Annotated in this window: 9 protein-coding genes; 4 read left to right on the top strand and 5 right to left on the bottom strand. The window is 67.8% G+C overall.

The window, feature by feature from the left end; genetic code table 11:
* Positions 1-5: 5 nt before the first annotated feature.
* Positions 6-1,430: a glycogen synthase GlgA gene (gene glgA / locus DB459_RS14980; RefSeq protein WP_253706056.1), complete on the bottom strand. Its 1,425-nt coding sequence runs from the start codon at positions 1,428-1,430 to the stop codon at positions 6-8.
* Positions 1,431-1,681: 251 nt separating this feature from the next.
* Between glgA and DB459_RS14975 the strand changes: the two genes are divergently transcribed.
* Positions 1,682-4,195, top strand: a complete 2,514-nt coding sequence (locus tag DB459_RS14975) for a glycogen/starch/alpha-glucan phosphorylase (protein WP_371926749.1) — start codon at positions 1,682-1,684, stop codon at positions 4,193-4,195.
* Here the strand turns inward: DB459_RS14975 and DB459_RS14970 are convergent, their stop codons facing one another.
* Complete coding sequence (locus DB459_RS14970; protein WP_305884133.1) at positions 4,196-7,852, bottom strand: AsmA-like C-terminal region-containing protein; 3,657 nt, start codon at positions 7,850-7,852, stop codon at positions 4,196-4,198.
* Between the two features lie 75 nt (positions 7,853-7,927).
* Positions 7,928-9,346, bottom strand: coding sequence for an FAD-binding oxidoreductase (locus DB459_RS14965; RefSeq protein ID WP_253706055.1), 1,419 nt, complete (start codon positions 9,344-9,346; stop codon positions 7,928-7,930).
* Between the two features lie 186 nt (positions 9,347-9,532).
* Between DB459_RS14965 and DB459_RS14960 the strand changes: the two genes are divergently transcribed.
* Complete coding sequence (locus DB459_RS14960) at positions 9,533-10,045, top strand: thioesterase family protein (RefSeq protein ID WP_253706054.1); 513 nt, start codon at positions 9,533-9,535, stop codon at positions 10,043-10,045.
* 13 nt (positions 10,046-10,058) lie between these two features.
* Here the strand turns inward: DB459_RS14960 and DB459_RS14955 are convergent, their stop codons facing one another.
* A complete protein-coding gene (locus DB459_RS14955) occupies positions 10,059-10,253 on the bottom strand; it encodes a DUF1328 domain-containing protein (protein WP_253706053.1) in 195 nt (64 codons plus the stop codon).
* A 317-nt stretch (positions 10,254-10,570) separates the two neighbouring features.
* Here DB459_RS14955 and DB459_RS14950 point away from each other — a divergent pair, with 317 nt between their 5' ends.
* Complete coding sequence (locus DB459_RS14950; RefSeq protein ID WP_253706052.1) at positions 10,571-13,054, top strand: ATP-dependent helicase; 2,484 nt, start codon at positions 10,571-10,573, stop codon at positions 13,052-13,054.
* 100 nt (positions 13,055-13,154) lie between these two features.
* Here DB459_RS14950 and DB459_RS14945 read toward each other — a convergent pair whose 3' ends face one another.
* Positions 13,155-13,466, bottom strand: coding sequence for a hypothetical protein (locus DB459_RS14945; protein WP_253706051.1), 312 nt, complete (start codon positions 13,464-13,466; stop codon positions 13,155-13,157).
* Positions 13,467-13,897: 431 nt separating this feature from the next.
* Between DB459_RS14945 and DB459_RS14940 the strand changes: the two genes are divergently transcribed.
* On the top strand, positions 13,898-14,692 hold the full coding sequence (locus DB459_RS14940; RefSeq protein WP_253706050.1) for a L,D-transpeptidase: 795 nt from the start codon (positions 13,898-13,900) through the stop codon (positions 14,690-14,692).
* Positions 14,693-14,784 lie beyond the last annotated feature (92 nt).

The raw sequence follows: 14,784 nt of genomic DNA, 5'->3' as shown, positions 1-14,784 counted from the left end.
TGCGTTCAGGCCGGCGACCGCACCTGCCGGTACAGGCCATGATAGGTCGCCACTGAATCGCGCCAGGCGAAGGACGAGGCCATCGCATCGGTCCGCATCGCATTGATGCGCCGTTTGCGGCCGAAGGTGGCGAAGGCGCGGCAGACCGCGCCGAGGAAGGACTGGGTCGACGGTTCGGCGAACAGAAAGCCGGTGCGGCCGTCGACGATGGTGTCGGCAAGGCCGCCGGTCTTGTGGCCGATGGGCAGCGAGCCGAAGCGCTGGGCGTACATCTGGCTCAGCCCGCAGGGCTCGAACCGCGACGGCATCAAGGTGAAGTCGCTGCCGGCGAAGATCCGCCGGGCCTCGGCGTCCTCGAAGCCGATGGCGACGCCGATCGACTGCGGCCGCCGGCTCTGGGCCTCCTGCAACGCCCGCTCGAAGCGTGGCTCGCCCCGCCCCATCACCACGATCTGACCGCCGGCGGCGACGATGGTCTCGGCGGCGTCGAGCACGAAATCCACGCCCTTCTGATGGACCAGCCGCGCCACCAGGGCAAACAGCGGCCCGCGCGACAGCGCGAGATTGAACTGCTTGCGCACATGGCGGGTGTTGTCCTGACGCTGCCGCCAGTCGCCGGCGCCAAACGGCGTCGCCAATTCAGGGCAGACGCGCGGATCCCAGCTCTCATCGATGCCGTTGAGAATGCCCGTGAGTTGATCGGCATTTGCCCGCTTCTTCAGCAGGCCATCCAACCCGCAGCCGAACTGGGCGGTGGTGATTTCACGGGCATAGGTGGCGCTGACGGTGGTGAGATGATCGGAATAGACCAGACCGCCCTTGAGAAACGACACCTTATCGTAGAACTCGACGCCCTCGATATGAAACGAGCTGTCGGGCGCACCGATCCGGCGCAGGGTCTCGCGCGGGAACAGGCCCTGATAGGCGAGGTTGTGGATGGTCAGCAGGCTCGGGACCCTGAGCTTGTGCCAGGCGAGGTAGGCCGGCACCAGTCCGCTCTGCCAGTCATTGGCGTGAACGACGTCGGCCGACCAGGACGGATCGACGAAACCGGCGGCGAGAAACGCGGCGGCCGAGCCAAACCGCGCAAAGCGCAGATCATTGTCGATCCAGTCGCTGCCGTTGGCGTCGCCGTAAGGGGTGCCTTCGCGATCGTACAACTCGGGACAGATCACGACATAGACCGCCAGCCCGTCGGCGGTGGCGGTGCGGCCGATCAGGCAGGCCGGCATCTCGCCAAGGGGCTCGCAGGCGCCGACGATCTCGAGCCGATCGAGCTGCCTGAGGACTGCGCGGTATCCCGGCAGCATCAACCTGACATCAACGCGGGATCTCATGGCGCGCGGGAGCGCCGCTGACACGGAGGCGAGACCTCCGACCCGCACATAGTCCTCGAGCTCCGGAGTGACGAAGAGAACCCTGATCGACATTGCGTCCATCCGCCGCGCCCCACAACCTTGCGCTGCAAGATCCGTTCCGCTCCTCCAGCGCTGCGGCAGCCTCGCCTGTTCCATCCGATGGAACCGGACCAGACAAACCGCTGGACAAGCCGGACGGCCCCCCCGACTGAAATGGTGTTCGATGCGACTGCTGCTACATTTACGCAGGGGGGACAGCCTCTTGGCGCCCCGGCTGACCCCACCCTGACGGAACCGCGATTGTGCCACATCCATATGACAACATGACCGGCGCAACGGAACCAGGAGACCCCACCGCCTTGGAACAATTGCTTGCATCGTCACGCTCCGGCTTCAGCCCGGTTACCGCGTCGGAAATCAAGGGCGCCATCCTCGAGAAGCTGGCTCTGTCGATCGGCAAGGATGTCGGTCTCGCCACCAGACGGGACTGGTATCAGGCCACTGCCTTGGCCCTGCGCGAACGCATCACCTCGCGCTGGCTCGAGACCGAGCGGCGCAATCTCGGCCGCAAGCACGTCTGCTATCTGTCGCTGGAATTCCTGATCGGCCGGCTGTTCACCGACGCCCTGTCGAACCTCGGTCTGTTGCCGGCGTTCCGCCAGGCGCTGGAGGAGCTCGGCCTCGACTTCCAGTCGTTGCGCGAATGCGAATCCGACGCTGCCCTCGGCAATGGCGGCCTCGGCCGCCTCGCCGCCTGTTTCATGGAGAGCCTGGCGACCCTCGATATCCCGGCCACCGGCTACGGCATCCGTTACGACTTCGGCCTGTTCCGCCAGATCATCGCCGATGGCTGGCAACAGGAATTTCCCGACGAATGGCTGACCTTCGGCAACCCCTGGGAATTCCAGCGACCCGAGACGGTTTACAATGTCGGCTTCGGCGGCCGGATCGTAACCGTGACCGATGCCCGCGGCATCTCGCGCCGGATCTGGCATCCAGGGGAAACGGTCCGCGCGATCGCCTATGATACGCCGATCGTCGGCTGGCGCGGCCGCCACATCAACGCGCTGCGGCTATGGTCGGCCAAGCCCGCCGACCCATTATCCCTCGCCAGTTTCAACAGCGGCGACTATGCCGGCGCCGTCGCGGCACAAACCCGCGCCGAGGCGATCTGCAAGTTTCTCTATCCCAGCGACGAGACGCCGGCCGGACGCGAACTGCGGCTGCGCCAGGAATACTTCTTCGTCTCGGCGTCGCTCCAGGACATCCTCCATAGCCAGCTCGCGACCCACGGCAGCCTGCAGGCCCTGCCGGACGCCGCGGCGATCCAGCTCAACGATACCCATCCGAGCCTCGCGGTCGCCGAATTGATGCGGATTCTGCTCGACCAGCACGGGCTGCCCTGGGCTGACGCCTGGCGCATCACCTCGGCAACGCTGTCCTACACCAACCACACCTTGCTGCCGGAAGCGCTGGAAACCTGGCCGGTGGCGCTGTTCGAGACGCTGCTGCCGCGCCATCTCGAGATCATCTATCGCATCAACGCCCTGCATCTCGACCGCGCCGCCGAGCTGTTCCCCGGCGACCTCGCGCTGCGGGCGGCAGCGTCGATGATCGAGGAGAGAGGCGAGCGGCGGGTGCGCATGGGCCACCTCGCCTTCGTCGGCTCGCATCGCATCAACGGCGTCTCTGCGATGCATACCGAACTGATGAAGGAGACGGTGTTCCACGATCTGCACCGCCTCTACCCGGAACGCATCACCAACAAGACCAACGGCATCACCTTCCGTCGCTGGTTGATGCAGGCCAATCCGGCGCTGACCGAACTGCTGCGCGAGGCCTGCGGCGACGCCGTGCTCGACGACCCGCAGCGGCTCGAAGCGCTGGAGCCCCTCGCCAACGACGCCGCCTTTCAGGACAAGTTCGCAGCCGCCAAGCGCGCCAACAAGACGGCAATGGCCCGCTACACCGTCACACGCCATGGCCTGATGATCGATCCCGATGCGCTGTTCGACACCCACATCAAGCGCATTCATGAATACAAGCGCCAGTTGCTCAACATCCTGGAGACCATCGCCTTCTACCTGGAGCTCAAGGACGGCACGGGCCGCGATCGTCCACCGCGGGTGCGGCTGTTCGCCGGCAAATCGGCCGCGAGCTATCATTACGCCAAGCTGATCATCAAGCTGATCAACGACGTCGCCCACACCGTGAACAGCGATCCCGCGATCGGCGGCGCACTCCGCGTCGCCTTCCTGCCCGACTACAATATCAGCCTCGCCGAGCGGATCATCCCGGCGGCGGACCTTTCCGAACAGATCTCGACGGCCGGCATGGAGGCCTCCGGCACCGGCAACATGAAGTTCGCGCTCAACGGCGCGCTGACCATCGGCACGCTCGACGGCGCCAATATCGAGATCCGCGAGCGGGTCGGCGACGACAACATCTTCATCTTCGGCCTCACGGCCGACGCCGTGCTCGAGAAGCGGGCCGAAGGTCACGACGCCAGCGCCGCGATCGAGGCATCGCCGCGGCTGGCGCGGGTGATCCAGGCCCTCGAACGCGGCGACTTCTCGCCGGACGATCCCGGCCGCTTCCGCGCCATCGCCCACGCGCTGCGCGACCTCGACTACTACATGGTGAGCCGGGACTTCGACGCCTATGTCGCCGCTCAGCGCGCCGTCGACGCCCGCTGGCGCGACCGCGCCGCCTGGACGCGCAGCTGCATCCTCAATGTCGCACGCGTCGCGTGGTTCTCATCCGACCGAACCATCGCCGAATACGCCGCCGACATCTGGCGGGTGCCGTTCCTCCAGCCCGGTTCGTCGGCCAGATAATCAGTTCGGCAAAGCGGGCGTCAGCACCAGCGGCGGCCGCGGCCCCGGGCTGGCAGGCGCCGGATGCGGCCGTGGTGCCGGACGCACCTCGATCGCCGGCGGCAAAGGCGGCGCCGCATCGGCCCCGGTCAGGCCGGGTGAGGCTGGCGCCGGACGGGCCGGCTCGACCGGCGGTGCCGGTTTCGGCCGGGGCGCGGCACGCCGCGGCACCGGCACCGGCACGGTACCGGACGGCGCCGTCACGGCGGGCGCATCGGCCGGAGCCGACGGAACGGGCAGCGCCGCGGTCGACGGCGGCACCGGCTCGCCGCGCTCGATGGCATCGAGGCGCCGCGTCTCGCGATCGATTGCCCGCACCGCCAGCCATGACGACAGCAGGCCGACATCGATGGTGCGGGTGAGGTGATCCGGTGGCCCGTGGGCGAAGATCTGGATCTCCGGGCGGTTGGTGTCGGTGCCGATGGTGGTCGACGCCAGATTGGCGCGGATATCGGCCTGGTCGGCGGCGAGATCGTAACCGCCCGAGATCACGACCCGGGCGCGTTCGGCCTGGAGCGTCGTCGCCGCGACCCGCAGGCTGCCGTCACGCATGGTGAAGGGAATCTGGACCGGCGCGACGACGAGCGGCGACTTCAGCAGCGCCGCCCCTACCAGCTCGCGCAGCGCCGCCTCGCTCAGTGCGCTCCTCGCGTCGCTCGCGGCAATCGCCGCGTCGAACGCGCCGGGATCGAGCCCCGGCAGCGCGGCCTGATCGAGCGCGATGGTGCCGCTGCCGGACAGTGCCGCGATCAGCACGCCGGCGGTGCGGCCGCGCGAGGCGAGCGTCATCTGCAACGACGCCTTGCCGCTCGGCAGCGACAGGCCGCGATAGCCGAGCGCAGCGACATCGACCCCGGAAAGCTGCACCCGCGCGTCGAGCGCCGTTCCATCGCTGCCGGGCACGGCGCTGAGGTCGGCACGGACCTCGCCGCCGCCGATCCGGCCGGTCATCCCGCCGAGGCTGACGGAGTTCGCCGCCGCGCTGAGCGTGCCGGCGAGAGGCCGCAACTCGGCGCCGCCCGGCAGCACGGCGCGCAAGGCCTGGAATTGGATGGCGCCGCGCGCGCCGGCGAGCGGACTGCGGCCGAGCGGCTCGTCGGGACCACGATCGGAGGCGCCGAGCAGCACGGCGAGCGAGGGGCCGAAATCCAGGGTATCGACGCCGATGTCACCATTGAAGGCGGGCTCGTTGCCGCGCGTCACGGCGAGGTGGCCGCGCAACCGGCTGCCGGCAACCGTGCCGTCGATATCGTCGAACGTCATGCGATCGCCATCGAGACCGATGCGGCCGCCGACGGCCAGCGCCGGCAGCCGCCGCGGCGGCAGATCGAACAGGGGCGCGAGGTCGAGCCGGCGTGCCGCGAGCGTGAATGTCGCCTTCTGCGGTGCCAGCCAATCGGTGGCGGATTCGATCCGGCCATCGAGGTCGGCATCGATATCGGCACCCGACAGTCTGAGTTCGACCTGTTGCGGCGCTTGCCAGCTGCCGGTGGCGCTCAGGTCGGCGGTCACCGGCGCGTCGCCGACGCCGATCGCATGTTCGAGCCCGAGCAGCGCCGCAACTTGCCGGCCGGCGCCGTCGAGCTTGACCGCGAGCGCCACCTCGCCGCTTCGCAGGGCGGCGCGATCGGCCGCGCGTAGCGCCGCTGCGGATGGCGATGCCGTGCCCTGCAGCTTCGCTTTCAGCGCGGCGGTGGCGAGCTCGAGGGTCGCGCTCGCGGCGGAGCGATCCGGCTTCGCGCCCCGGGCGAGGTCGAAGGACAGCCTCGCCTGGGCCGGTCCCTTCAGGCTGCCAAGGGTATCGAGGCGAGCCGCGAGTGGCGCCGGCAATGCCGGGGTGACAAAGGCGGCGAGTTGGGCTGCGCTCGGTGCATAGGCTGCGAGATCGAGGTGGCCGGTGGCGGCACCGCGGTCGAAGCGCCCCTCGCCCTCGACGCCAACCTCGCCGATGCCCCCGATCCTCAAATCGCTCAGTGTCAGCGCCTTCGCCGAATAGCCGAGGCGTGCCGCAACCGGGCTCAATTCCTGGCCATTGACCACCGCCCGGCGAAGATCGAGCGACAGCGTCGCTTCGTCCGGCCAGTCCGATGCCGGTCCTGCGAAGGCGCGGACCAGCGACAGCAGACGATCGAGGTCGGCCCGCTCGCCGGCCACCGCGGCCTCGAGACGCGTTGCCGTCGCCGTCCCGGCCTGGGCGAGATCGGTGAAGGCGAGTTGGCCCGTGAGCTTGTCGCCCTCGATTTCGGCGCTGGCGTTATCGAGCGCCATCCGCTCGCCGGCGACGCCGAGGCGACCGGAAAGACGAAGCGGTTGGCGGGTGCGGAACGACGCATCACCGCGGCCACGCAGCCAGGCCGACAGGGATTCGGGATCGGCGGATTCGATCTGCAGATCGCCGTCGAAGTGTCTGGCCGGCACCAGCGCGAGGCGGCCGGACAGTGCCAGCTGGGTGGCGCCCGGCGCGCGGCCGGCGAAACGCTCGAGCGTCCAGCCGTCGCGGTCGCCGCGAATCTCGGCGCTGAGGGCCTGCACCGGACGCCCGCCGAAGGTCACGTTCTCCGCGTCGATGGCGAGGCGCGTCGCCATCATCGGGCGCGGCACGTCGGCGACGAGGCCGCGCAGTCGCGGAATCAGATGGGTAGGCTCGGTGGCGGAGGCCTCCTTGGCGAGCAGCCGATCGGCATCGAGCTGGCGGGCCGACAACGTCGCCTGCAACAACGGCTCGGCGCCGTAGCGAAGATTGGCGGCGCCCGTGAGCTTGAGGCCGACCTCCTCGGTGCCATAGGTGGTCTCGAGCTGGTCGAGTTTGACGGCGGTCGGATCTGCCTTGACCTTGGCGGTGACTTTCCAGGGCGTCTGCAGCCCGCTGCGGGCGCTGGCGCCGCGTAGCGCAATGGCGCGCGCGATGTTGAGGCTGCCCTCGAAACGCGGCACCTGATCCTCGGTGGTCAGCACACCTTCAAGATCGAGGCTGATCGGACGTTCGCCCGGGTCGATGCCGAAGCGCAGCCGAAGCCCGGCGGCATCGCCGCTGCGGCTCGTCGACAGGTGGAACGGGTAACGCACGCCGTCATGGCCGAACGTGCCGGCGCCGCGGATCGCCCCGGCCGCGGCACGAACATCGCCGTCGAATTCGAGACCGTCGAGCGAGAATGAGGCACCGCTCGCCGAATCATGCAGGGCAAGGCGGCCATTCACGGCGAGGCGATCGACGGTCAGCGACGACAGATCGAAGCTGCCGGCGGACACCGGCGGCACAAGGCGGCCACGGGAATCCATGGCGAGGTCGAGCACGGCGCCGTTCAGCGTCAGTTCGGCCGCGCGCCACTCGCCACGCATCAGCGCGCTCAGGCTGAATTCGACGTCGAGCTCGTCGGCGCCGAGCCGGCTGGCGGTGCCGGGGCGACCGATCTCGACCGAACGCAGCCGCAGCGACGGCGTCGGCAGCAGCCTCGCATCGAGCTGACCCGCGACCCGGACGGGGGCGCCGATCATGCGCGAGGCTTCTGCCTCGAATTGCGGTCGAAACTGGTTCCAGTCGATGAAATATGGACCGACCAGCGCGGCGACCAAGGCCAGGATCACGGCGATCGCCAGTCCGAGCAGCGTCGTCTGCACGGTGTCCCCTCACAGGCGGCCGGCCCGGCCGCGCACTTCCTTATATAGAAGGAAGTATGGCGAAGTCCCAGCTGCTCACGCCGCCGGAATGATCTTGCCCGGATTGAAGATGTTGAGGGGATCGAGCGCGCTCTTGAGCGCCCGCATGGCGTCGAGCGCCTCGGGGCCCAGTTCGCCGAGCATGTATTTCTGCTTGCCCTGGCCGATGCCGTGCTCGCCGGTGCAGGTTCCGCCCATGGACTGGGCCCGCTCGACCAGGCGGTGCATGAACTCCTCGGCGCGGACGAGTTCGGCAGGATCGTTGAGATCGGCCATCACCGAACAGTGGAAATTGCCGTCGCCGACATGGCCGACGATCGGCGAGATGAGACCGAGCCGGTCGAGATCGGCCTCGGTTTCGACCACGCAGTCCGCGAGGCGCGAGATCGGGACGCAGACGTCGGTGGCGACGACACCGGCGCCGGGACGGATCGCCTTGACCGCCCAATAGGCGTCGTGCCGCGCCTGCCACAGCCGGGTGCGGTCTTCGGGCCGCGTGGTCCATTCGAACCCGCCGCCGCCGCATTCGGCGGCGAGCTCGCTGAAGGCCTCGGACTGGGCGGCGACCTCGGCCTCGGTGCCGTGGAATTCCAGCAGCAGCAAAGGCGTCTGCGGCAGCGTCAGCTTGGAATAGGCGTTGCAGGCCTTCACCTGGGCCTCATTGAGCAGCTCGATCCGGGCCAGCGGAATGCCGGTCTGGATCGCCATGATGGTGGCGCGGCAGGCGCCCTCCACCGTGGCGAAGGAGCAAGCCGCGGCAGCGATGGTTTCGGGGATGCCGCGCAGCTTGATGGTGAGCTCGCTGATGATGCCGAGGGTGCCCTCGGCGCCGACGAAGAGGTGAGTGAGGTCGTAGCCGGCCGAGGACTTCTTCGCCCGCGTCCCGGTGGTGATGATCTCGCCGTCGCCGCGCACGACTTTGAGCGCCAGCACATTCTCGCGCATGGTGCCGTAGCGCACCGCATTGGTGCCCGACGCCCGCGTCGAAGCCATGCCGCCGAGCGAGGCGTCGGCGCCGGGATCGATGGGGAAGAACACGCCCTGGTCGCGGACATAGTCATTGAGCGCCTTGCGGGTGACGCCGGGCTCGATCACGCAGTCGAGGTCCTCCGGATGCACCGCGAGCACCTTGTTCATGTCCCGCAGATCGACACAGATGCCGCCGCCCGGCGCATTGACCTGCCCCTCAAGCGAGGTGCCGGTGCCGAAGGCGATCACCGGCACCCGGTTGGCGGCGCAGATCCGCACCACGTCCTGGATGTCGGCGGTCTCCTGCGCCATCACCACCGCGTCCGGCGGCTGCGTCTCCAGCCAGGTGGTGGTGTGGCCATGCTGCTCGCGCACCGCCTGCGAGGTGACGAGGCGATTGCCGAAGCGCGCCGCAAGGGCTTCGAGGGCGCTGGCGAGCTGGCGCGGCTCCGGCCGGGACAATGAAGGGACTGCAGTGACGACCACGATCGATCCTCCCGGAGGCGGCAGGCGCGCGCGGCGCCGCGGGCCGCCCCCGCATTCCGATGTTGATTATGAAGCGGCCATCAGCGGCCGCGCGATTGCGGCTGACCGTGGCAAAGGATGTATAAGGGGTCAAGCCGCACCGCGGCGAACCGCCCATGCGAACGCAAGCCTGTTGCAAGGAGAGCCATGACCGATTCGACCGCCGCGCCGCCGCTGCATCTCGAACCCGCCCTCTTCGTCTGCTCGGCGATGCGGGTCGAACCGGAATGGATCGATTATAACGGCCATCTCAACATGGCCTATTACAACGTACTGTTCGACCGCTCGCTCGACCAATTCCTTGCCATGCTCGGGATCGGGGCCGATTACCTGCGCCGGCGCAACAAGTCGACCATGACCGCCGAATGCCATGTGCGCTACTTGCGCGAAATTCACGTCGGCGATCCGGTGCGGGTGCACATGCTGCTGCTTGCCGCCGACGACAAGCGCCTGCACACCTTCGAGGAGCTGCGCCACGCCGAGGACGGCTTCGTCTCGGCGACCTCGGAAAACATGACGCTGCATATCGACATGGCGGTCCGCCGGGTGGCGCCCTTCCCCGCCGATATCGCCGAGCGCATCCAGGCCGTGGTGGCTGCCCAGGCCGATGTGCCGAGGCCGGACGGCATCGGCCGGCGCATCGCCATGCCGGCGAGGTGAGCCCGAGGAGACGCTATTCGACCGGATGGCGGCGCGGCAGCCGGGTGCGGCCGCGCACCAGGCTGATCACGGCGACGATCAGAAACAGCACGATGGCGACGAAGAAAATCGCCTTGGCGAGATGGATCGCATGGCCGGCGAGACCCGTGAGGCCGAGAAAGCCGGCTATGGCTGCCACGATCAGCAGTATCGCGATCCAGCCCAGCATTTTGGTGGTCCCTGTCGGCCGATCCAGCCGGTCGGCGCGGCCCACACAGGAGCAACCGCGGCCCGGAACAAACGTTCCCGCGAGACCGGCCAGGGCCACGAAGAGGCGGTTGGGCCGGCCTGCGCCTCGTTTCCGACGCGATTTCTGCGGAAAACCATTCTTTCCGCGTCCCTGGCGCCCGGCAACACCGCCGGCACGCTGTCCGCGATGGCCCACCCTCCCTATATCAGGGGTCCAGATCCGACGCCGACCCGGCGCCGCTCCGGCCGCTGGCTGGCCGGCGGCGACGGTGCCACAGTGGCGAGTATCCGATTCGCATGACCGAACCAGCTCCCTCTCGCCCGATCGCGGCGCCCGTTCACCAGCCCCAGGCCGGGGGAATCGCCGCGCGCGCCCGCGCGGCGGCGGCGCCGCAATATCTGACTGCGCTCAATCCCGAACAGCGCGCCGCAGTCGAGACGCTGGACGGGCCGGTGCTGGTGCTGGCCGGCGCCGGCACCGGCAAGACGCGGGTGCTGACCACCCGGATCGCCCATATCCTCATGCTCGGCCGCGCCCGCCCCGGCGAGATCCTGTCGGTGACCTTCACCAACAAGGCGGCGCGTGAAATGAAGCACCGCCTCGGCCAGATGCTCGGCCAGGCGGTCGAAGGCATGCCGTGGCTCGGCACCTTCCATTCCATCGGCGGCCGCATCCTGCGCAGTCATGCCGAATTGGTCGGGCTGAAGTCGAACTTCACGGTCCTCGACACCGACGACCAGATCCGGCTGCTCAAGCAGCTGCTGCAGGCCGAGAATATCGACGACAAGCGCTGGCCCGCGCGCATGCTCGCCGGACTGATCGACGGCTGGAAAAACCGCGGACTGACGCCGTCGCAGGTGCCGGCCGGCGAAGCCGCCGTATTCGGCAACGGCAAGGGCGGCAAGCTCTACACCACCTATCAGGAGCGGCTGAAGATCCTCAACGCCGCCGATTTTGGCGATCTGCTGCTGGAGAACATCCGCCTGTTCCGCGAACATCCCGATGTGCTGCGGAGCTATCAGAACCGCTTCAAATTCATTCTGGTCGACGAGTACCAAGACACCAACGTCGCCCAGTATCTGTGGCTGCGGCTCCTGTCCCAGACACCTTCGGCGCGGCCGTCGTCGCCGGCGCTGGCCGGCGAGATGGCTGGCGCCGCGCTGCCGGCGGAGACGACACCCGCCGAACCGCCCAGGAATGCCCCCAAGAACATCTGCTGCGTCGGCGACGACGACCAGTCGATCTACGGCTGGCGCGGCGCCGAGGTCGACAACATCCTCCGCTTCGATCACGATTTTCCCGGCGCCCGGGTGATCCGCCTCGAGCGCAATTATCGCTCGACCGGTCACATTCTCGCCGCCGCCTCGCATTTGATCGCCCACAACGAGGGCCGCCTCGGCAAGACGCTGCGGACCGAGGACGTGGACGGCGAGAAGGTCACCGTCACCGGCTCCTGGGATTCCGAGGAGGAAGCACGCGGCATCGGCGAGGAGATCGAGGAGCTGCAGCGCAAGGGGCATCCCCTCAACGAGATCGCGATCCTGGTCCGCGCCTCGTTCCAGATGCGCGAATTCGAAGACCGCTTCGTCACCCTCGGCCTGCCCTATCGCGTCATCGGCGGCCCGCGCTTCTACGAGCGCGCCGAAATCCGCGACGCACTGGCCTATCTGCGGGTGATCAATTCGCCCGCCGACGACCTCGCCTTCGAGCGCATCGTCAACGTGCCCAAGCGCGGCCTCGGCGACGCCACCGTGCAGCTCCTGCACGACCACGCCCGCAAGCGCCGCGTGCCGCTCACCGCCGCCGCCCGCGCGGTGATCGAGACCGACGAGCTCAAGCCGAAGGCCCGCGGCTCGCTGCGCGACCTGATCGCGAGTTTCGATCGCTGGCGCAGCCAGAGCGAGGTGGTGAGCCACACTGAACTCGCCGAGGTCGTGCTCGACGAGAGCGGCTACACCGAAATGTGGCAGAAGGACCGTTCGGCGGATGCCGCCGGTCGCCTCGAAAACCTCAAGGAGCTGGTGCGCTCCATGGAGGAATTCGAGAACCTGCAGGGCTTTCTCGAGCATATCTCGCTGGTGATGGATCGCGAGGGCAGCGCGGAAGAGGACGCGGTGTCGGTGATGACGCTGCACTCGGCCAAGGGGCTCGAATTCGACACCGTCTTCCTGCCGGGCTGGGAGGAAGGCCTGTTTCCGCATCAGCGCGCCCTCGACGATCAGGGCCGTGCCGGGCTGGAGGAGGAGCGCCGTCTCGCCCATGTCGGCATCACCCGTGCCCGCCGCCGCGCCAAGATCTATTTTGCCACCAACCGCCGCATCCACGGCTCCTGGTCCACCACCGTGCCGTCGCGTTTCCTCGACGAGTTGCCGGCCGACAATGTCGAGATCACCGAGAGCAAGGGGGGCGGCGGCTGGGGCGGCGCCGGCGGTTACGGCGCATCGCGCTTCGACGCCATGGAGAGCTTCGGCTCGACTTACGAGACGCCCGGCTGGCAACGCGCGCAACGCGGACGGGGCAAGCCCGGCGGTTTTACGGAAACGTCCGGCGGCGAGGCGCCCTTCGGCTCCTGGCGCAACAAGCGCGCGCCGACGACGATCGAGGGCGAACTGGTGGCGAAATCCACCGGCACCCAATCCGACTATTCACGCGGCGACCGCGTTTTTCACCAGAAGTTCGGTTACGGCAAGGTCACCGTGGTCGACGGCAACAAGCTGACCATCGCCTTCGACAAGGCCGGCGAGAAGCGCGTCGTCGACAGCTTCGTGCAGCGGGCTTAAATTTCACGCCGGTACCCCAAATCCTCCGGAACGGCTCCCGCATCGGCCACGACAGCCGCCGCCCTCAGGCGGCGGCTCGTCTCGCGTCGATGGCTCCGGATCAGTAATGGCGATGATAGCGGCGACGGTGGTGATAGCGCCGGTCCGGCACGCCGAGCACGCCCTTGACCCCGCCGACCACACCACCGACGGCACCGCCGACGGCACCGCCGACAACGCCGCCAACCGGCCCGGCTGCCCGATTGCCGCGGCGAACACCCTCCTCGGCACCGCCAACGATACCCTGGGCCTGCGCGAGGTGCGGGAGCGCCAACAGCGTCAACGCCGCGAAGGCCGCCATCACGGGCCAGCGGGCCGGCACCGGCCGCGTGTCGAGGCAGCTCTTCCCCTCAAGGTTGCGATAACGTGTCATCTGCTCGCGCTCCATTCGTCGATGCTGGGTATTGTGACGCTAGTGCGGCGTCTCGCAATTGCCTATGCCCTTTGCGGCAAGCCCTTGTAGGCAATTGCGAGACATAAGCCGCACTAGCTTTTTGATTTTGCTGGTGTCCGTATGTCTCCGAATGACCGTGCGAGGGTGAGGCAAACGAAGCGGTAATTCGGAGACAGGACACTAGTGTCTCGTTTCCAACGTTCGTCGTTGCGCTGTTGCTACCGAAGCGGCCGCGCATGCAAAGTTACACGGCCCAGCGCGAGCGTCAAACTCGCCGCGTTCGCAAAAAGATGAATAAACCTTCATTGTAAGGCGCTGGAACCATCATCATCCTTCGTGCTTATACTGTGTTGGGCCGAGGAGACAGCTGGACCAAACCGGGACAGACGAAAGAGACAGCAGAGACAGCCATGAGTCAGCATCACCCCGTCGGTCTCTCCGTCGGTCATTCGGGCCATTTTCTCGCCCGTCTGCTCCTGATCGCCGCCATCGCCGTCGTTGCGCTGACAGGCCAGGCAGCCTACGCCGCCGTGCAGGTCACCATCGACAAGGACAGCCAGCGGATGACCGTCGCTGTCGACGGCGTGCAACGCTACAACTGGCCGGTCTCGACCGGAGTGCCGTCGCACGAGACACCGAACGGCAGCTTCCGTGCATTCCGGATGGAAGCGGACCACTATTCCAAGGAGTGGGACGACGCTCCGATGCCCCACTCGATCTTCTTCACCAAGATCGGCCACGCCATTCACGGCACCGATTCCGTGCGCAGACTCGGCTCGCCGGCGTCCCATGGCTGCGTGCGGTTGTCGCGCGAGAACGCAGCAACGCTCTACGACCTCGTCGAGAGGGAGGGCGTGCTCAACACCACGGTGACGCTCACCGGCTCGTCGCAGGTGGCCATCGCCCGCGGTGCGGGCAGCCGAACCGCCTCCGCCCGCGACGACGTCGGCGATCCCGTGCAATTGACGCCGGGAAGCGTCGACTCCCAGGCGGATGCGCGCACCGACGACGTCTATGTCGACCAGTACGGCCGGCCGCTCGGCGGCAATCGCAACCGTGCCTACGTTGCGAACCCCTTTGCCGGCTCGTCCTATGGCGGCCGCCGGGTCCGCCAGCCCGCTCAGCGCGACGACGGCTATGAGTCGGATGCCTATTACAGACGGCCTTATCAGCCGCGGACCCAGTTCTTCTTTTTCAACCAGTAGGCCCTTCGGGTCGGACCGAGATCAGGCCCGCGGATCAACGCAACGATCGTTTTCAACATTCGTATTCCCTTGCAGCGGGCGCTTCTACGAAC

The sequence above is a fragment of the Bradyrhizobium sp. WD16 genome, assembly GCF_024181725.1.
Classification (GTDB): domain Bacteria; phylum Pseudomonadota; class Alphaproteobacteria; order Rhizobiales; family Xanthobacteraceae; genus Bradyrhizobium_A.
Note: the sequence above shows the minus strand (reverse complement) of the source record. Positions and strands in the feature narration are given on the sequence as shown.